This window comes from Actinoallomurus soli, assembly GCF_024055715.1.
In the GTDB taxonomy this organism is placed as follows: Bacteria; Actinomycetota; Actinomycetes; order Streptosporangiales; family Streptosporangiaceae; genus Actinoallomurus; species Actinoallomurus soli.
On record NZ_JAMXMV010000013.1, the window covers coordinates 219,124 to 237,541 of the forward strand.

Below are 18,418 nucleotides of genomic sequence, written 5' to 3' on the forward strand. Positions count from 1 at the left end.
GAAGGTGTACTGGCAGGGCACCCCTCCCGCGCGGACGCGGGCACGACCGAGCCGGGTCCCGCCAGCCGATCCCGGGGGCGAGAGAAGGTCGGTCGGCCCGCGAGGAGGATCGGACCGGATTTCGGCGGTAGCCGGCCTCGAGGAACAGGGACGGGGAGCCGGGTGAGGAAGTGGGAGGGGCGCCCGCTGAAGGTCGGCCGAAACCGTCCGGTACCGCCTGACCAGCTCGGCCCGCCACGCATGCCGCGGCCTCATCGTCGGTCTCGGGCACGAACGACGCGATCACCTCGACCGCAGCCGTCGGCTTCTCAGGCGGCACCACCCGCTCGATCTCGTTCCACACCTCCGCCGGCGATATCAGCCGGTCGTCGGTCGCCTACCCCGGTGGCCAGGGCGTACTGGATCGCCGCGCTCAGATCAGCGCCGCGACGGCGGTGTCCACGTCGGCTTCCGTCGTGTAGAGGTGGAAGGCGAGCCGGGCCGCGCCGTTGCGGACGGATGCGCGAATGCCGGCCGCCGCGAGCCGCTCGGCCGCGCCCGGGCGGGTGACGCTGACGATCGCACTGTCGCCGGGCGGTAGGCCGAGGCCGGTCCGGAACCGGTTGGCCAGCCGTACGTCATGGTCGTGGATCGGACCGATGCCGATCTCCAGGAGCAGCTCCAGCGTGGGGGCGGCCGCGACATAGGAGAACCAGGGGACGGCGATGTCGAATCGCCGGGCGTCCTTCGCCAGCCGCAGCGGCGGGCCGTACGAGGCGTCGCCGTCACCGGCGTACCAGTTGGCGGCGATCGGCCGGATGCGGTCGCGTACCGCCGGGCTGACGTAGCAGAAGGCGGTGCCGCGCGGGCACATCAGCCACTTGTACGCCGAGACGGCGAGGACGTCGAAGGGCGTCGCGTCGACCGGCGTCCAGCCGACCGCCTGAGTGGCGTCGGCGATGATAAGCGCGCCGTGCGCCCGCGCCGCCGCGACGACCTCGTCCACGGCGGCGACCTCACCCGTCGCGGACTGGACCAGGCTGAAGGCGACGGCGTCCGTACGCTCATCGATCGCTGCGGGCAGGTCCGCGGGCGGCACCGTGCGCACGTCGAGATCCTGCACGAGCCACGGGAACAGGTTCGACGTCTGCTCGATGTCAGGGACGACGACGCGCGAGCCGGGTGGCAGTGAGGCCGCGACCGGGGCGAGCACCTGCGCGGCGGAGGCGCCGACGGCCACGTCGTCGGCCGGGACGCCGACCAGACGCGCGAACGCGCCGCGCGCGCGATCGGTGGACCGATCCCACTTGTCCCAGCCGTTGACCCCGCGACGCCACTCGGCCAGCGCGCTCTGCAGCGCCTCGAACGCCGGTGTCGGCGGGATGCCGTAGCTCGCGGTGTTCAGCCATCCCGGCTCCGGGTCCCACAGGCGTACCGCCTCGTCAAGATTCATCCTGGTGAGCCTAGGGGGTCGGGCGGTGCCGCCCGCGTCCGAGTACGGACCGACCGCACTCGGACGCGAAACCGGGTGGCTCACCAGGGAAGAGGGCCCTCGATGTCGAAGTAGCCGCCGGTCGGGCCGTCGGGGCCCACCTGTGCCATGCGCACGATGATCTCGGCGCCCTCCTCGACGGTCTGGATGCCCGTGTGAGCGTTCAGGTCGGTGGCGGTGTAACCGGGCTCGACCGCGTTGATCCGCATCTGCGGGAACGCCTTGGCGTACTGCACGGTGACCATGTTGACCGCGGTCTTCGAGGCCGGGTAGGCGATCCCCGGGTAGGCGTACACCGGGGTGCCCTCGGCCGTCGCCCTGGCGAGAGAGGCCAGGCCGCTGCTGACGTTGACCACGACCGGTGCCGCGGACCGCTGCAGCAGCGGCAGGAAGGCGTGGGTGACGCGTACGAGACCGAAGAGATTCGTCTCGAACATCTCCCGCATCAGGTCCGCGGTCGTCTCGGCGGCGCCGACCACTCCCCCGTCCGGCGTCCGCCCTTCGATGCCGGCATTGTTGACCAGCACGTCCAGGCCGCCGTCCGCCTCGATCGTCTTGGCCGCCGCGGCGACGGACGCGTCGTCGGTGACGTCGAGGAGGACCATCCGCGCGCCCAGGCGCTCGGCGGCCCGGCGGCCGCGTTCGGCGTCCCGGCTGCCGATGTAGACGGTGTGACCCGCGGCGATGAGCCGACGGGCGGTCTCGAAACCGAGGCCCTTGTTCGCCCCGGTGATCAGTGTTGTCGTCATGGCTCCAGGTTGCCGCCGCGGGACGGCGGCACCCAGTCGTCCCGTCTTCCTGGGACTACGGGTACCAGGAAGTTCGCCGGCCCGCCGTGCAGACTGATGGATGTGGCGACGACAGAGTTCGGACGGACGGTACACCGCTGGCGCGACCGCGTGTCGCCCGAGGCCGCCGGATTGCCCACCGGCGGGCAGCGGCGCGCGCCCGGCCTCCGCCGCGAGGAACTGGCGCTGCTGGCCGGGATCTCCGTCGACTACATCACCCGCCTCGAGCAGGGTCGCGCGTCGAACCCGTCCCCGCAGGTCGTCGAGGCGCTGGCCCGGGCCCTGCGGCTGTCGAGCGGCGAGCGGGCCCACCTGTTCGGCCTGGCCGGCCTTGCGCCGCCGGGGCCGGACACGGTCCCCGCGTACATCACTCCGAGCGTCCAGCGGCTGCTGGACCGGCTGACCGGGACGCCCGTCGCGGTGTACGACGCGTCCTGGACGCTGCTCATCGCGAACCCGCCGTACGCGGCGCTGATGGGCGACCCGTCCGGTTGGCGGGGCAACGAGCGCAACGGCGTGTGGCGGAACTTCCTGGGCTATGAGAACCGGGTCCGGCAGACGCCGGAGTCCCAGGGCGCGCTGCAAGCGGCTCTGGTCGCCGACCTGCGCGCGACCGTCGGGCGTTATCCGGCCGACCAGCGGCTGCGGCGGCTGGTGGCGGAGCTCCAGGCGCGCAGTGACCGGTTCGCCGAGCTGTGGGAATCGGGTGCCGTCCGCCGCCACGAGGCCGCGCGTAAGACCATCGACCATCCGCAGGTGGGCGCCCTGACACTGGACTGCGACGTGGTGACCGTGGCGGGCAGCGACCTGCACATCATGATCTACACGGCCGAGCCCGGCACCGAGGACGCCGAACGCCTGGAGCTGCTGACCGTCCTCGGCACTCAGTCGCTCCTCGGGTGACCGCCCCTGTCCCAGCCCCGACCCGGGTGGGCGGATCTCCGCCCGCGGCCCGGGCGGGGTGAACGAGGGGGTCAGATGCCGCAGAGTTCGGCGAAGCGCCGTGCGCCGATGTTGCCCCCGGAGATGATCACACCGACGCGGGACGGCGGGGTGATGCGGCCGCTCAGCAGCGCGGCCAGCGGGCTGGCGCCGCTCGGCTCGATGACGATCTTCAGGCGTTCGAACGCGAACCGCATGGCCTCGCGGATCTCGTCGTCGGTCACCAGCGCGATCCCGTCGACCAGACGCCGGTTGATGGAGAACGTCAACTCGCCAGGGATGTCCGCGGCCTGACCGTCGGCGATGGTGCGGGGTACGGGGATGGACACGCGCCGCCCTGCCTCGAGGGAGCGCTTGGTGTCGTCGCCCGCCTCCGGTTCCACGCCGATCACACGGATCGCCGGGGCGAGGCCCTTGGCGGCGGTGGCGCTGCCGGCGATGAGTCCTCCGCCGCCGACCGGGACCACCAGGGCGTCGAGGTCGCCGACCTCATCGAGGAGCTCGAGTGCCGCGGTGCCCTGCCCCGCGATGACGTGCGGATGCTCGTACGGCGGGATGAGCGCCAGGCCGCGGTCGGCCGCCAGCGCCTCGCCGATGGCGACCCGGTCGCCGGTGTAGCGGTCGTAGGTGACGATCTCCGCACCGTAACCGGCGGTGGCGTCCATCTTGGACTTCGGGGTGTCCTCGGGCATGAGGATCACCGCGGTCGTGCCGAGTTCACGGGCGGCGAGGGCGACGGCCTGGGCGTGGTTGCCCGAGGAGTACGCGGCGATGCCCTTGGACAGCTGCTCCGGCGTCAGCCGGGAGGCGGCGTTGTAGGCGCCGCGGAACTTGAACGCGCCGATCCGCTGCAGGTTCTCGCACTTGAGGAAGATCTCGGCGCCGACGAGCGCGTCGAGGGTGCGCGAGCGCAGCACCGGGGTGCGGTGCGCGACGCCCTCGATGCGCGCGGCGGCGGAACGGACGTCTTCCAGGGTCACCGGGAGTGTGGCGTTCATGCTCCGTCTTCCTGCGAGGTCTTCCTGCCAGGCGGTGGGCGTATGGGTCCTGCCTCAGTGGATCGGGAGGATGCTCCGTTCATCGGCGGGACGCGGACCGAAGATACGCCGGTCGGCCTCGGCGATGCGGACGTCGTTGATGCTGGCCTCGCGACGGCTCATCAGGCCTTCGGGGGTGAACTCCCACAGCTCGTTGCCGTAGCTGCGCCACCACTGGCCGGTCGCATCGTGGCATTCGTACTGGAAGCGCACCGCGATCCGGTTGCCGTGGAAGCTCCACAGCTCCTTGCGGAGGGCGTAGTCGAGTTCCCGGTCCCACTTCTCGCGCAGGAACGTGATGATCTCGTCCCGGCCGGTGATCAACCGGTCGCGGTTCCGCCAGACCGAGTCCTCGGTGTAGGCGAGCGCCACCCGTTCGGGATCGCGCGTGTTCCACGCGTCCTCGGCGGCCTGGACCTTCTGCGGCGCGGTCTCCGGCGTGAACGGCGGGAAGGGCGGGCGTCCGGTCACGGCGGTCTCCTCGGTCGGGTCTCTCCTAACGCTTGAATCGTAGCAATCCCGTTAGGAGTGCTCGCTGAACGGGCGGTGCCACCGCCCTGAGCGATCGACCGGCCCGTGAGGAGGAGGATCTTGCCGCAGAGCGGACGCCGGCCGAGACGGCTGCGGCTCTGCGGCGCCTGCTGACGGTTCCGGACGATCGGAGGGTGTCGTGGATCTCACGCCGTGCGCTCCTGAGCTCGCGCGTTGGTGTCAGGAGCGAAGGGCGCGCAGGCCGGTGCGGATTTCGCGGACCAGGATCTCGGGCTGTTCCAAGGCCGCGAAGTGGCCGCCCTTCTCGGCCTCGCCGTAGTGGATCAGGTTGCTGTAGGTGTCTTCGATCCAGTTTCGTGGCAGGCGTGGGATGTCCTTCGGGAAGACGGTCACCGCGACCGGAAGCGTCAGCTTCGGGCCGGCGAAAGTGGCCGATTTGTTCTCCCAGTAGATGCGGCCGGACGACGCTGCGCTGTTGGTGAACCAGTAGAGGGATATCGCGTCGAGCATGTCGTCCATGCTGAGGGTGTCCTCGGCGAGCCCGTGGTTGTCGGTCTTGGACTGGAACTTCTCGTAGATCCAGGCTGCCTGACCGGCGGGAGAGTCCGCCAGGGCGAATCCGACGGTCTCCGGCTTCGTGCCCTGAAGGTGGTTCGACCCACCGAGATCGCCGGCGTAGAGGGCGAGGGCCTCCACGGCGTCGCGCTGTTCGGGCGACAAGGTGTCGGGCATCTGTGCGGGAAAGGCGTACTGGGTGTTCAGATGGATTCCGAGAAGCCCCTCAGGTTGCATGGCCCCGAGGGCGGTGGTGACGACGGCGCCCCAATCGCCGCCTTGCGCGGCCCATCTCGTGTAGCCGAGACGCTTCATCAGCTCCGCCCACGCGCTTGCGATGCGCGATACGGTCCACCCGGTCTCCGTGGGCTTCTGGGAGAACCCGAACCCCGGGAGCGACGGGACGACGACGTCGAATGAATCGGCGGCGTCTCCTCCGAACGGCACCGGATCGGTCAGCGGGCCGATCAGCTTCAGGAACTCGACGATCGAGCCCGGCCATCCGTGCGTGAGCATCAGCGGCATTGCGTCGGGATTCTTGGACCTGACGTGGATGAAGTGGATGTCCAGCCCATCAATCTCGGTCAGGAACTGCGGGAAGCGATTGAGCTCGGACTCCAAGCGCCGCCAGTCGTAGCCGCGCTCCCAGTAGTCGACCAGAGATCTGGCGTTCTCTACCCGAACCCCTTGCGACCAGTCGCCCACCGTTTCCGGATCCGGCCATCGAGTCCTGGCCAGTCGCTGCTTCACGTCGGCGATCTCCGAATCCGAGATCGAGACGGTGAACGGGCGGACGAGGGCCGAGGTCGGCGGCGTCGGTGCGGTCATTGCCTTCTTCTCCTGGGTTTCGAAGCACAGCGCAACTCCTCGTTGCACACTGGTGTGCAATCTACTTCACTGCACACCGGTGTGCAACAATGCTGTCGTGCCCACCGAGTCCTCCCGTGTGCGCTCGATGAACGAGACACGCGATCGCATCCTCGACGTCGCCCTCGACGTGCTGGGCGAGAACCCCGACGCCGGCATGGGTGACGTCGCCTCCGCCGCCGGCGTCGTCCGTCGCACCGTCTATGGCCATTTCCCCTCGCGCCTCGACCTGGTTCGGACACTCACGGAACGGGCCGTCACCGAGATGACAGCCGTGCTCACCGAAGTCAACGCCTCCGACGCAGAAGCGGACGCGGCGTGGGCCGAATTCGTCGCCCGCCTCTGGCCGGTGGCGCACCGGTACCGAGTGCTGCTGGCGCTGCGCCGTGGCGAGTACGGCGAGGCGATCCACGGCATGCTCGGGCCGGTCGACGAACTCCTCGCCGACCTCGTGAAACGGGGCCAGGACACCGACGTGTTCGCACAGCACCTGCCGGCGGGCATTCTGAGCCAGGTTGCCTACGGCGTCGTGTTCGCCATTGCGGACAGCGACCTGTCGAACGGGACCCTCGGCGCCCGAGCAGCGACGATCACGAGCCTGCTGATGCTGGGCGTTCCCGAGACGCGCGCAACCGCTCTCGTGGGCGACCAGTCCTGACCTGCAGCACTCGAGCGAGTTGCGGATCGTCCTGCCCGGGCACGACTACCGTGCTCATGGAACGCGAGTACATCCGCGACCGCACCCTCGAAGGGCACGAGTCCGCCCGCAAACGCGGCAAGACCTTCGGCGGCGCCGGCGTCACCGACGACATGCCGTCCGTTGCCCCACCCTCTCCTTTGCGGCCGGCGTCCGGGCTAGGACTCCGAGGCCGCTACCTGGAGAATGCGCAAGTGACACGACCGAGAATCCGCGTCGCCGCCTACGTGATCAGGCATCGCGCCGTCCCTGAACTCCTGGTCTTCGACCACGTCGACATGCCCCAGGCCGGCACCCAGATTCCCGCGGGCGGCGTCCACCCGGACGAGGAACTACACCAAGCCGTTTTGCGCGAGGTCGTCGAAGAGACCGGTCTGCTCACCGCCACAGTGATCCGCCCGATCACCGTGGAGGACAAGCCCCATCCCGACACCCGGCAGCCGCGCAGGACCACCTACTTCCATCTTCAGGCGCCCGCGACCACAGCCGACGCATGGCACCACACCGTCGGCGGCGCTGGAGACGACGCCGGCCTGACATTCTTCTGCCGTTTCGTGCCACTACCACTCGAACGATCCCTGACAGACGATCAAGACGCGTGGCTGGGCCATCTGGACCCCCGCTGGGCGACCCCGGCGACCCTTTCCTGATCCGGGTACGCAGAACCGACCTGTGCGCGCTCTTCAGAGACTCTGCCGGGAGTGATGGGCACGCATGATCAGGTCAGTGGTCTGGTGGACGATCTGCGGGATCTCCTCGTTGGTGAGGGGCTGGACGCCGCGCAGCGAACGTACTTGCCCCTCGGCGGCGAGCAGCATGACGAACTGGTGTGCGCTCAGCGCCGGGTCGGGCACGCGGAGGTCCCCACGGCGGTCCCGTTCGGCCAGGTAGGCGGCGATCGCATCGCGGATGGCCTGTCCGGTGCCGTCGTCGCGCCAGGATCGTTGCAGTTCGGGGTGGTGGGGTAGTTCGGCGATGGTCAGCCGGTGCAGCGCCATGTGGTCGGGGGTGAGCATGGCGCGCAGTAGCCGCTCCCCCGCGTTCTGCAGGTCGGTGCGCGCGTCGCCGGTGTCGGTGACGAGCGCACCGGCGTCCTGCGGGTCCACCCCGGTGGCCTTGCGGGCCTGATCGACGACGCGCGTCAGCAGTGGCTGGCGGTCAGGGCGATGGTCCAGATGGGATCCCAGTTGATGCCGTTCTGTCCCACCCCGGCCGGTATGCAGCCGGCTGCGCCGCCGTTGCCGTCGTAGAGCCTGGTCGCCGCGCCGCCGGTCTGGACATTGGCCACGAATCCCGTGCCGTGCCAGTAGCTCAGGGCGTAACTGCCATAGGTGTAGAACTTGAAAACCAGTGCGCCGGTCGAATAAGGCACCCCGGCGCACGCGTACCCGCTCGGGCAGTCGACGCTGCCGTTGGGCCCGACGAATTCGTGTTCCACCGCCGGCGACGTCGACGGCACCGCAGCCGGGGTGATCCCGGCGGGTTGCGACGGCGGCCCCTGCAACGGCGCCGATCTTGGGTAGTCCATTTTTCATGCCACACCTCGTCTTCTCGAAAGGGCATTGAATTCGCCGACGACGCTCCTGATCAAAACCGTTACTCGAACGAATGCCCTGCAGATCTCTAGGGCGAGATTACGTTGACTACGCCGAGTCCTGTCACCAATTCGCGTCCGGCGTCTCGCCATTCCGTGCACCGGGCATCGCCCTGAACGGGTCACCCGGTGCGGTGGTCAGGGGCCCGGCCGGGCTCGGGGCCTCGCCGCACCGTGGCCGAGAGGGAAAACCGGTTGCCGGGCGTGCCGGGCGCGGGGCACGATCCGGGCATGACCACGACCAGTGCCGTACTGCCGCCGTCCGTCGCCGTCCGTCCGGCGCGGTTCCAGCGGCAGCCGGGGCGACCGCGGAGGCCGATCACCGTACGGCCGTGATCGCCACGCTGGTCGCGGGGCTGCTCGCCGGCTACGGCATCGCGGTCCCCGTCGGAGCGGTCGCGGCGTACCTCATCGCGCTGACGACACGAACGTCCCTGACGACCGGCGCGTGCGCCGCGCTCGGCGTGGCCACCGCCGACGGCCTGTACGCGCTGGTCGCGACGGTGGGCGGCTCCGCGGTCGCGGCCGTGATCCGGCCCGTTCTGGTGCCGCTGCGCTGGTGCTCGGCCATCGTGCTGATCGTGCTGGCCGTCCGGGGGCTGGCCGGGGCGACGGCCCGTTACCGCGAGCGCTTGGCGCCCGCCCGGGCCGGGGAGCCGCCGATCGGCCCGGGACGGGCCTACCTGGGGTTGCTGGGGATCACGCTGCTGAATCCCACCACCGTCGTCTACTTCGCCGCGCTGGTGCTGGGCGGCCACGGCGAGGTGGTCGCCGACCAGACGCGGCGGGCGGTGTTCGTTCTGGCGGCCTTCGCCGCGTCCGCGAGCTGGCAGCTCCTGCTGGCCGGCGGCGGCGCGCTCCTCGGCCGTGCCCTGACCGGTGCTCGTGGGCGGCTCGGCACCGCGCTGGCCTCCAGCCTGGTAATGACCGCTCTGGCCGTGTACCTGCTCATCGCCTGATGGAGGCTCCGCCGGGCGAGGACGGTTGCGCGTCGAGCGTCGTGGCCCAGCTGGCGAGCAGACGGAGTTTCTCCTCGGAGTCGCTGCCGGGTTCGGTGCCGTAGGCGACCAGGGTGAGGTCGTCGGTGGGCAGGTCGAGGGATTCGTAGGTGAGCTGAAGGTCGCCGACGACGGGGTGATGGATGGATTTTGAACCGATGTGGTGCTGGCGGACGTCGTGGCGGGCCCATCGGGTGCGGAAGTCGTCGCTGCGGGTGGACAGTTCGCCGATGAGGTCGGTGAGCCCCTTGTCGTACGGGTCCCGGCCGGCTTGGGCGTGCAGGAGGGCGACGGTGTCGTCGGCGGCGCGTTCCCAGTCGCCCCAGAAGTAGTGCGAACGGGGGTCGAGGAAGATGAAACGAGCGTGGTTGGGGATGGCGCCGCGGGCCACGTCGATCATGGGGGCGTACAGGGCGCGGCCGAGGGCGTTGAGGGCCAGGATGTCGCCGCGTCCGTTCATGACGAAGGCGGGCGCGTCGGTCATGGCGTCCAGCATCCGCTGCACCGTGGGCCGTACCTGCCGCGGGGCGGAGCGGCGCCGGCGGCGCGGTCCGGGGTCGGCCGCGCGGGCGAGGTCCTCCAGGTGGATGCGTTCCTCGTCGTTCAGCCGCAGCGCGCGGGCCAGGGCGTCCAGGACGTGGTCGGAGACGCCGGACAGGTCGCCGCGTTCCAGGCGCGAGTAGTACTCCACGCTGACCCCGGCCAACTGGGCGACCTCGGCGCGGCGCAGGCCGGGGACCCGGCGGGTGCCGTAGGAGGGCAGCCCGGCCTGCGCCGGTGTGATCTTGGCGCGGCGGGAGGTCAGGAACTCCCGGATCTCGCTGCGGTGGTCCACCGTCCCAGGCTAGGCGGCCTTCCGCCTGCCAGGGGTGCCCTGTCAGTACGCCCTTCGGCAGTGCCTTCTTCGCGTCCGGATCAGAGCCTTCAATGGTCAATGGCGACCGCCCGGCCCCGTGAGGATGCGGGGAGCGGGCTCCGAGATCGCACGTCGTCGTCGACGCCGACTTCGTCCTGTCGGTGCCCGAGGGCATCGACTTCGCGGCCGCGGCGCCGCTGCTGTGCGCCGGCATCACCACCTACTCGCCGCTGCGCCACTGGGGAGCCGGCCCGGGCAAGAAGGTCGCGGTGGTCGGTCTCGGCGGGCTCGGGCACATGGCCGTCAAGATCGCCCACGCCATGGGCGCCGAGGTCACCGTGCTCTCGCAGTCGCTGAAGAAGCAGGAGGACGGCCTGCGGCTCGGGGCCGACCACTACCACGCCACCAGCGACCCCGACACGTTCGCCCGGCTCGCCGGCCGATTCGACCTGATCGTCAACACCGTGAGCGCGGTCATCGACGTCGACGCCTACCTCGGGCTGCTCGCCGTCGACGGCACCCTCGTCAACGTCGGCGCCCCCACCGAGCCGCTGAGCGTCAACGTGTTCTCCCTCCTGAACGCCCGACGCTCCTACGCCGGGTCGATGATCGGCGGCATCGCCGAGACGCAGGAGATGCTGAACTTCTGCGCCGAGCACCACCTCGGCGCCGACATCGAGCTGATCCCGGCCGACCGGATCAACGAGGCCTATCAGCGCGTCCTGGCCTCCGACGTCCGCTACCGGTTCGTCATCGACATCGCCACCCTCGGCTGACGCGCGGCGCACCCGGCCGGAACGCGCGGCAGGGCGCCGGGCGACCGGTCCACGGCCGCTGGGATCACAGCTGCGAGACACCGCCGTCGACGGTCAGCTCCGCGCCCGTGGTGTAGGTGGCGTCGAACGCGAGGAACACGACCGCCTTGGCGACCTCGCCGGGATCGCCGAACCGCTGCATGGGGTTGTTCGCGGTCATCTGCGCCTTGGTCTGGTCGGCGGCCTCTTTCGGCAGCGACCTGTCCAGGATGCCGGTGTCGATCGGACCAGGGCTGATCGCGTTCACGCGGATCTTGCGCGGGAGCAGCTCGCGGGCGAGACCGCGGGTCATGGAGCGCAGGGCCGCCTTGCTGGCCGCGTAGGCGCTGACCATCGGCATGCCCTTGACGTTCGCGACCGAGGTGGTGAGGACCACGCCGCTCCCCTCACTCAGCAGCGGGGCGAGTCTCTGCACGGTGAAGTAGGCGCCTTTGGCGTTGATCGCGAACAGTTCGTCGTACACCTCCTCGGTCATCGATTCGAAGGGCACGGTCCGGGTGATGCCGGCGTTGACGAACAGGGCGTCGACGGTGCCGAACTCGGCCTTCACACGGTCGGCGAGAGCGGCGATGTCAGGAAGTGAAGCGGCGTCGCTCTGGACCGCCACGGCGTGCTCGCCGAGCTGCTCGCGGGCGGAGTCGAGCCCGGCCTGGCCCCGCCCGGTGATCAGAACGCGTGCTCCCTCGTCCACCAGCAGCTTCGCCGTCGTGAAACCGAAGCCGCTACTGCCGCCCGTGATCACGACACGCTTGCCGTCGTACCTGCCCATGGCGAACATCCTTTTCAACGAGGTGAAGGCGCACCGGCTCCGATAAGGCACATCGACGGTGCCACGCCGGTACTCCCAGCCTGCCGCTGGACGGCCTCCCCGATCCAATGAAACCTCTGCAACGCGCGTCGCGGTTCGCGCATCACCACAGGTCACGACTTCGACCGGTCGGAACGAGGACTACTGTGCCCTCATGCCCGACGTGCCGCCGTCCTCGGTGAACCTCGACCTGCAGCTGGTGCACTGCTTCACGGTCATCGCCGAGTACCGGCGTTTCGGCCGTGCCGCCGAGGTCCTGCATCTCACCCAGTCGTCGCTGAGCCGGCAGATGCACCGCCTGGAACAGCAACTCGGCACCCGGCTGCTGGACCGCACCCCGCAGGGCAGCCACCTCACCGAGGCCGGCGAGGTGTTCCTGCCCGAGGCCAGGGCACTGCTGCGCACCGCCGCCCAGGCCATCGCCCGCACCCAGGCCGCCGCCCGGCCCAGCCGCATCACCGTCGGCTACACCAACGGCGTGATCATCACACCCGCCGTGCGCGCGATGCGCCACCGGCATCCCGACGCCGAAGTGCACGCCCAGCACATCGCCTGGCACGACGTCCGGCCCGCGCTGCTGGAGCACCGGGTGGACGCGGTGGTCGGCAGGCTGCCCTTCCCCACCGACCACCTTCATGTCACGGTCCTCTACGACGAGCCGCGCGTGGTGATCGTGTCACTGGACCACCGGCTGGCCGGCAAGGAGCGCGTCTCCCTCGACGACATCGCCGACGAGCCCCTTCCCCGGCTGCGCGACTCCGACCCGGCGTGGAGCGCCTACTGGCGCATCGATCCCCGCCCGGACGGCCGCCCCGCGCCCGACGGTCCCGTCGTCGACACCGTCGAGGACAAGTTCGAACTCGTCGCCTCCGGACAGGCCGTGGCCATCTCCGCCGCTCACAACCTGGCGGCTCTGCGTCCCGACCTCACCGCGATTCCGCTGGAGGGCGTCGATCCGGCGCACGTCGTGCTGGCCACCCGTGCCGACGACCGCAGCCGCCTGGTCGCCGTGTTCCGCGATCACGCCCGGGCCCACCTCACCGGCCCGGACCCCGGCCCCGCCGAACACGCCGGTTCCTGACCGCGCGACCGGCCACGGAACACGGCCGGACGAGGGGAACCCGGCACGCCGCGTCGTTCACTCTCCTCCGGGCACCGGACCGAGGCGCTGCTCCAGCCGCTCGATCCGCGCGACGACCGGCTGCAACTGCTGCCGTACGACGTCGGCCAGGGCCTTGGCGGGGTCGGCTGCGGAGGTCTGCGCCCGCAGGTGCACGTAACCGGCCAGAGCGGCCGTGACCGCGCGCCGGGTCAACCGGGGCTCGGCGCCGAGCCCGCGCAGGACGCGGCCGGCCGTGCCCTCGGGTTCGCCGACCAGCCCCAGGAGCAGGTGCTCGCAGCCGACGTAGTTGTGCCCGAGGGCCGTCGCCTCGGTCACCGCCAGTTCCAGCGCGCCGGCGGCGGCGACGCTGAAGCGCGCCGACGCGTCATCCTGCGCGCCGCCGGCCTCGGGATCGGTCTGGCGCTCGAGGTCGCGCTGCACCTGGAGGGGGTCGATGTCGATGGCGCGCAGCACGTGCAACGCCAGGTTGCCGCCTTCGGCGACGATGCCGGCGAGCAGGTCCGCCGTTCCGACGCTCGAACGGGCGTCGGCGGACGCGCGATCGACGGCCAGCTTGATCGTCGTGTGGGCTCGTACGGTGAACGACGGCAGCCGCTCGCCCAGGTCGTCCCGGGACAGCTCGCCCAGTGCGGTCTGACGGATGGCGGTGACCCGCCGCACGGCCTGTTCCAGTGCCCGCTGGCAGATCGCGGACACCGGGACGCCGGCCTCTTTGACGGCTTCGGCGAGTTCGTCGGGCAGGTACACGTTGATCTTCGGCATGGCCGGTCCTCAGGCTCGGGAACACGATGACGCCTCAGGTATACACCCGTTGGGGTTATTCGTATATAACCCCAAATTCGCGACCGTCAGGCGGGCTGCGGGGAGGGCGTCGCCGGAGCGGCCGCGACCTTGCGGGTCTCGCGCATCATCAGCAGGCCGTTGACCACCATCAGCGTCGCGGTCAGGCCGTGGACGCCGAGCGCGGTGGCCACGGAGCCGTGGTGCGCCAGCACGTCGGTCATGTCGCCGTACGCGGCGAGGGCCTCCACCAGCAGCACCCAGCCCAGCGCCCGGCGGTGGCCCGTCACCAGCAGGATGCCCAGGACCAGGGCCAAGACGACGTCGCGGATTCCCTTGATGATCAGGAAGCCGCCACCGTCGCCGGACGGCCGGCTCGGCAGGCCGAAGCCCGGCGCGGTCGTCTCCGGGCTCAGGATGAACTCCATCCCGAACCAGAGGATGAAAAGGATGAAGGCGGCGACCAGGACGGTGTTGATCTTCTTCAGCGACATCGTTCTTCTCCTTGGGAGTCTTCGGCGAGCTCGGTGAGTACGTGCGCGGGGTCCGGCTTGCGGTCAGGCCGCGCGGACGCGACGGATGTGGCGGGCGTAGCGAGGGCGGCCGATGACGTGCCAGACGCCGCGCACCGGCGCGGGGAGGGCGGAGAGGAGCGTGGCGCGCTCGGCCGGGTTCGCGTCCTCCAGGACGAGGCCGAAGAGCGTGAGCAGGGTGAGCTTGGGCGTGTTGGCCACCAAGTGGTCGCCCTGTGCGGCCCACTCCTGCTCGGTGATGTGCTCGGCCGCGAGCGGAAGAAGAGTGGCCTCCTCGTCGTCGAGGTGTTCGAGCAGCACCGCCCGGTGATCGGTGAGGACCGCCACGAGGGTGTCGCGCTCGTCGGCTCCGGCGGTGGCCTCCCACGCCGGGACTGCGGCGTCCAGCCTGGTCAGCGTGGCCGCGACGCGCTCGTGCTGGGCCTCCATGCGCAGGACGATGTCCGCCTCCAGATCCACCCGGGACAGGAGTGGCGGCCACAGCAACGCGTCCTCGCCCTCGTGGTGGTTCTTCAGCCCCAGCCGGTAGTCGCGGAAGTGGTCGGCGATCACCTTGGCGCGAGCGGTGTCGCCCGGGGCGACCGCCGCGACGAGCTCCATCAGCAGCCGCGACTCGCGGCGGAAGGCGCGGTGGACGATCTCCATGCTCTGGGTGTCGACGCTCATCTGTTCCTGCCCCTTCAGCTGTTCCGTTCGACGTGCTCAAGACTGCTCCCGGGGGTTTGGAAGGCACTTGGAGTCGACTTGGAACGCGTGCGGCGGCCGCGCGTACGATGTGTCACCTCATGATCTTGATCAGGGTGTTGGGCTCGCTCGCGGCCGAGGCCGGCGGCGAGCCCGTTCCCCTCGGCGGACCGCGGCAGCGCGGCGTGCTGGCCCTGCTGGTGGTGGCGCGAGGACACGTCGTGCCGGTCGACCGGATGGTCGAGGACCTGTGGCGCGGCGAACCACCGTCGCGCGCCCTGGCGTCGTTGCAGGCGTACGTGTCGAACCTGCGCCGCCTGCTGGAACCCGGCCGCCCGCCGCGGACCCCGGCCCGCCTGCTGGTGAGCGCGCCGCCCGGCTACGCACTGCGCCTGCCGCCGGGGGCGGTGGACGCATGGCGCTTCGATGAGCTGCTCGACGAGGCCCGTACGCTCACCGATCCCCGTGACACCCGCGCGCGGCTGGACGAGGCGCTGGCGCTGTGGCGCGGACCCGCCTTCGCCGAGGTCGCCGACGAGCCCTGGGCCGCCGCCGAGACCGCCCGGCTGAACGAGCTGCGCCTGGTCGCCCGCGAACTGCACATCGCCGCGGGACTGCGCCTCGGCGACCCCGGGGCGGTGGTACCCGAGGCGGAGGGCCTCACCCGCGACGCTCCCCTGCGCGAGGAGAGCTGGCGCCTGCACGCTCTCGCGCTGTGGAGCAGCGGCCGCCAGGCCGACGCGCTGGCCGCGCTCCGCCGCGCCCGCGCCACCTTCGCCGACGAGCTGGGCCTCGACCCCGGCCCGCACCTGGTGGCCCTGGAAGAGGCGATCCTCACCCAGCGCACGGACGTCCTCCGCGCGGCCGTCCCTCCGCCCCCCGCGGACACGCCCCGGCCACGGGCGACCGCGCCGCCTCCGAACAACGGGCGCCGCGCGACGACGTTCGTGGGGCGAGAGGGCGAGCTGGCGGCGCTGGTGGCGGTCGCCGGGGAGGCCACCGCCGAGGGGGCGCGCGTCGCGCTCGTCACCGGGGAGGCGGGGCTGGGCAAGTCGACGCTGCTGGAGCACCTCGGCGCGCGACTCGGGCAGGACGGGTGGCTCGTGGCCGCCGGGCGCTGTCCCGAGGTGGACAGCGCGCCACCCGCGTGGGCGTGGGTCGAGGCGCTGCGGAAGGTGGCCGTGAGCGTTCCTCCGGGAGAGTTCGCGGACGACCTGGCGCCGCTGCTCTCCGACTCCGCGCCGGTGGACGACGACGCGGCGGCCGGGCGGTTCCGGCTCCGGCAGGCCGTGTGGAACTGGCTCGCGGCGGCCGCCGCCGACCGGCCCGTCGCCGTCGTCCTGGACGACCTCCACTGGGCGGACGCCGCCACGCTGGAACTGCTCGGCGGCGGCGTCGGCGTGCGGGCCCCGATCCTGGTCGTGGCGGCATACCGCGCGGACGAGAGCGAGCGCCTCACCGAAACGCTCGGGTCCCTCGCCCGCACCGTACCCCTCCGGCTGGACCTGCCCGGGCTGAACGGCGACGCCGTCGCGGAGCTCGTACGTGCCGAGTGCGAGGCCGACGACGCGACCGTGGCCGGGATCGCCGAGCGAACCGGCGGCAACCCTTTCTATGTGCGGGAGAGCGCCCGGCTGCTGACCGGCGAGGGCGCGCTGGTCGCGCTCTCCGAGGTCCCCGAGGGCGTACGGGACGTGCTGCGGCGCCGACTGGCACGGCTCCCCGAGAGCAGTGTGTCCGTCCTGCGGCTGGCGGCGGTGGCCGGCCGGGAGAGTTCGGTGGACGTGCTCGTGCAGGCCGCCGACTCCGACGAGGACGGGGTGCTGGACGCGCTGGACGCGGGCGTCATCGCCGGGTTGCTCGACGAACCCGGGCCCGGGCGCGTCCGGTTCGTTCACGCGCTGGTCAGGGACACGCTGGTCACCGACCTCACCCGGTTGCGAGCCACCAGGATGCACGCCCGCATCGCCGCCGCCCTGGAGGGCACCGGCGACGTCGCGGCGCTCGCCCATCACTATGCGCGAGCGGGATCGCCGAAGGCCGTCGCCTATTGCGTACGGGCCGCCGAACTGGCCGAGGCCCGCTACGCCCACGACGTGGCGGCCGCACTCCTCGCCGACGCCGTCGCCAACTCCAGCGATCCGGACGAGCGCGTGGGCCTGCTCGGCAGGCTGCTGCGCGCGCAGATCAGGGCCGGGGCCGTCGCCGCGGCCAGGGACACGCGCGAGCAGGCCGTGGAGTACGCCGAGTCGATCGGCCGCGACGACCTGATGATCGCCGCGTTCACCGCCTGGACCGAGCCCACCCCCTGGCAGGCCCGCGCGTACGGCACGGTCGACCGTCCCATCGTCGGCCGCCTCAGCCGCCTGCTCGAGCGAACCGACCTCGCCTCCGACGTGCGGTCCCGGCTGCTCGTCGCGTACGCCAACGAGCTGGTGGGCGAAGACGACCCGACGGTCATGGCGGCGGCGCGGGAAGCCCTCGACCTCGCCACCGATCCCCGCCTCCGGGCCGCGGCGCTTCTGATCCTGGCCGGCGATCCCGGGCGGGAGGAGTACGCCCGCGAGCTGGTGGAGATCGGCATCGAGCACGACCTGCCCGTCTACCGCGTGACCGGGCTGCTCGACCAGGCCGCGAACGCCGCCGCGGCCAACGACCCCGCGACCATGCGCCGTGTGACCGGGGAGGCGCTCGACCTCGCCCGCGCCTACCGGATGCCGGAGGCGATCAGCGCCGCCGAGATCGCGCTGGCGACCCTGGTGCTCATCGAGGGCCGGTTCACCGACGCCCAGTGCCTCTACACCGAGGCCACCGCACACATGGAACGCGCCGGATCGGTGCACGCCGGCTTCCTCGGCCTCGCGCTGGCGGTGATCTGGCTGAACGACGGCACGCTCGGCGACCATCTGGACGACGTGCGCGCGCTCCACGAGGCGTTGGGCCCGATGGTCGCCGACCTGCTCGCGCTCGCCCTCCACGCCGCCGGCCGCGGCGACGAGGCACGCACGTCAGCGAGCCCGATCCGGCCGGACTTCTTCTTCACCTTCCTGACGAGCCTGCGCGCGATGGCGATCGTCGCACTGAACGACCACGACGCCGCCGCGGAGATCTACGCGGAACTGCTCCCCCATCGCGACGGTCCCCCGGCCGGCGCGGAGAGCCTGTCGCTGGCCCTGCCTCCGGTCGCCCACACACTCGGCGAAATCGCCCTCCTCCTCGGCCGGGGCGACGAGGCCGCCGCCCACTTCGCCCACGCCGCCGCCATCGCCGACCGGTGGAACGCCCCCCACTGGTCCGCCGACGCCCGAACACGCGCCGATCGTGGCCTCGGCGTCCATGTTCCGACCCCGCAGGAACGTTGAGAGCAAGAACGGCAGC

19 protein-coding genes are annotated in these 18,418 nt (G+C 71.3%); 7 read left to right on the top strand and 12 right to left on the bottom strand.

The window, feature by feature from the left end; all coding sequences use genetic code 11:
• Positions 1-412: 412 nt before the first annotated feature.
• Both NDW01_RS28925 and NDW01_RS28930 read right to left on the bottom strand, forming a co-directional pair.
• The gene (locus tag NDW01_RS28925; protein WP_252826884.1) at positions 413-1,432 is read right to left on the bottom strand and encodes an aminotransferase class V-fold PLP-dependent enzyme; all 1,020 of its coding nucleotides are present in this window, start codon (positions 1,430-1,432) and stop codon (positions 413-415) included.
• 80 nt (positions 1,433-1,512) lie between these two features.
• The gene (locus NDW01_RS28930) at positions 1,513-2,220 is read right to left on the bottom strand and encodes an SDR family NAD(P)-dependent oxidoreductase (protein WP_252826886.1); all 708 of its coding nucleotides are present in this window, start codon (positions 2,218-2,220) and stop codon (positions 1,513-1,515) included.
• A 102-nt stretch (positions 2,221-2,322) separates the two neighbouring features.
• Between NDW01_RS28930 and NDW01_RS28935 the strand changes: the two genes are divergently transcribed.
• Positions 2,323-3,162 carry a helix-turn-helix transcriptional regulator gene (locus NDW01_RS28935; protein WP_252826888.1) on the top strand — a complete coding sequence of 280 codons (840 nt, stop codon included), beginning with the start codon at positions 2,323-2,325 and terminating at the stop codon, positions 3,160-3,162.
• 71 nt (positions 3,163-3,233) lie between these two features.
• Here the strand turns inward: NDW01_RS28935 and NDW01_RS28940 are convergent, their stop codons facing one another.
• The 3 genes from NDW01_RS28940 to NDW01_RS28950 all read right to left on the bottom strand — a co-directional run bounded on the left by NDW01_RS28940 (position 3,234) and on the right by NDW01_RS28950 (position 6,113).
• Positions 3,234-4,199, bottom strand: a complete 966-nt coding sequence (locus tag NDW01_RS28940; RefSeq protein WP_252826891.1) for a pyridoxal-phosphate dependent enzyme — start codon at positions 4,197-4,199, stop codon at positions 3,234-3,236.
• Positions 4,200-4,253: 54 nt separating this feature from the next.
• Complete coding sequence (locus NDW01_RS28945; protein WP_252826893.1) at positions 4,254-4,709, bottom strand: nuclear transport factor 2 family protein; 456 nt, start codon at positions 4,707-4,709, stop codon at positions 4,254-4,256.
• Between the two features lie 240 nt (positions 4,710-4,949).
• Positions 4,950-6,113 (bottom strand): epoxide hydrolase family protein, encoded by a 1,164-nt coding sequence (locus NDW01_RS28950; protein ID WP_252826895.1) that lies wholly within the window; start codon positions 6,111-6,113, stop codon positions 4,950-4,952.
• Positions 6,114-6,210: 97 nt separating this feature from the next.
• On the opposite strand from NDW01_RS28950, the gene NDW01_RS28955 reads away from it, so the two are divergent.
• Positions 6,211-6,810, top strand: a complete 600-nt coding sequence (locus NDW01_RS28955; protein WP_252826906.1) for a TetR/AcrR family transcriptional regulator — start codon at positions 6,211-6,213, stop codon at positions 6,808-6,810.
• A 56-nt stretch (positions 6,811-6,866) separates the two neighbouring features.
• Positions 6,867-7,499 carry an NUDIX hydrolase gene (locus NDW01_RS28960; RefSeq protein ID WP_252826908.1) on the top strand — a complete coding sequence of 211 codons (633 nt, stop codon included), beginning with the start codon at positions 6,867-6,869 and terminating at the stop codon, positions 7,497-7,499.
• 33 nt (positions 7,500-7,532) lie between these two features.
• Here NDW01_RS28960 and NDW01_RS28965 read toward each other — a convergent pair whose 3' ends face one another.
• Together NDW01_RS28965 and NDW01_RS28970 are read right to left on the bottom strand one after the other, a co-directional pair.
• On the bottom strand, positions 7,533-7,955 hold the full coding sequence (locus tag NDW01_RS28965; protein WP_252826918.1) for a TetR/AcrR family transcriptional regulator C-terminal domain-containing protein: 423 nt from the start codon (positions 7,953-7,955) through the stop codon (positions 7,533-7,535).
• Between the two features lie 35 nt (positions 7,956-7,990).
• Entirely contained in the window at positions 7,991-8,377 is a 387-nt protein-coding gene (locus NDW01_RS28970; RefSeq protein ID WP_252826920.1) for a hypothetical protein, read from the bottom strand.
• A gap of 398 nt (positions 8,378-8,775) precedes the next feature.
• On the opposite strand from NDW01_RS28970, the gene NDW01_RS28975 reads away from it, so the two are divergent.
• The gene (locus NDW01_RS28975) at positions 8,776-9,402 is read left to right on the top strand and encodes a LysE family transporter (protein WP_252826930.1); all 627 of its coding nucleotides are present in this window, start codon (positions 8,776-8,778) and stop codon (positions 9,400-9,402) included.
• On the opposite strand, the gene NDW01_RS28980 is transcribed toward NDW01_RS28975, so the two are convergent.
• Positions 9,392-10,276 carry a helix-turn-helix domain-containing protein gene (locus NDW01_RS28980; protein ID WP_252826932.1) on the bottom strand — a complete coding sequence of 295 codons (885 nt, stop codon included), beginning with the start codon at positions 10,274-10,276 and terminating at the stop codon, positions 9,392-9,394. The two genes, NDW01_RS28975 and NDW01_RS28980, sit on opposite strands and share 11 nt — an antisense overlap.
• Positions 10,277-10,458: 182 nt before the next feature.
• Here NDW01_RS28980 and NDW01_RS28985 point away from each other — a divergent pair, with 182 nt between their 5' ends.
• Positions 10,459-11,073 carry an NAD(P)-dependent alcohol dehydrogenase gene (locus tag NDW01_RS28985; RefSeq protein ID WP_454923425.1) on the top strand — a complete coding sequence of 205 codons (615 nt, stop codon included), beginning with the start codon at positions 10,459-10,461 and terminating at the stop codon, positions 11,071-11,073.
• A gap of 64 nt (positions 11,074-11,137) precedes the next feature.
• On the opposite strand, the gene NDW01_RS28990 is transcribed toward NDW01_RS28985, so the two are convergent.
• A complete protein-coding gene (locus NDW01_RS28990) occupies positions 11,138-11,881 on the bottom strand; it encodes an SDR family oxidoreductase (protein WP_252826934.1) in 744 nt (247 codons plus the stop codon).
• 193 nt (positions 11,882-12,074) lie between these two features.
• On the opposite strand from NDW01_RS28990, the gene NDW01_RS28995 reads away from it, so the two are divergent.
• Entirely contained in the window at positions 12,075-13,001 is a 927-nt protein-coding gene (locus tag NDW01_RS28995; protein ID WP_252826936.1) for a LysR family transcriptional regulator, read from the top strand.
• Between the two features lie 57 nt (positions 13,002-13,058).
• Here NDW01_RS28995 and NDW01_RS43985 read toward each other — a convergent pair whose 3' ends face one another.
• From NDW01_RS43985 to NDW01_RS29010, 3 genes are all read right to left on the bottom strand, one after another.
• Positions 13,059-13,805, bottom strand: coding sequence for a Clp protease N-terminal domain-containing protein (locus NDW01_RS43985; RefSeq protein WP_308211809.1), 747 nt, complete (start codon positions 13,803-13,805; stop codon positions 13,059-13,061).
• 86 nt (positions 13,806-13,891) lie between these two features.
• The gene (locus tag NDW01_RS29005; protein ID WP_252826940.1) at positions 13,892-14,317 is read right to left on the bottom strand and encodes a DUF4267 domain-containing protein; all 426 of its coding nucleotides are present in this window, start codon (positions 14,315-14,317) and stop codon (positions 13,892-13,894) included.
• Positions 14,318-14,380: 63 nt separating this feature from the next.
• Entirely contained in the window at positions 14,381-15,022 is a 642-nt protein-coding gene (locus NDW01_RS29010) for a hemerythrin domain-containing protein (protein ID WP_252826942.1), read from the bottom strand.
• 119 nt (positions 15,023-15,141) lie between these two features.
• Here NDW01_RS29010 and NDW01_RS29015 point away from each other — a divergent pair, with 119 nt between their 5' ends.
• Positions 15,142-18,402 carry an AfsR/SARP family transcriptional regulator gene (locus tag NDW01_RS29015; protein ID WP_252826954.1) on the top strand — a complete coding sequence of 1,087 codons (3,261 nt, stop codon included), beginning with the start codon at positions 15,142-15,144 and terminating at the stop codon, positions 18,400-18,402.
• Positions 18,403-18,418 lie beyond the last annotated feature (16 nt).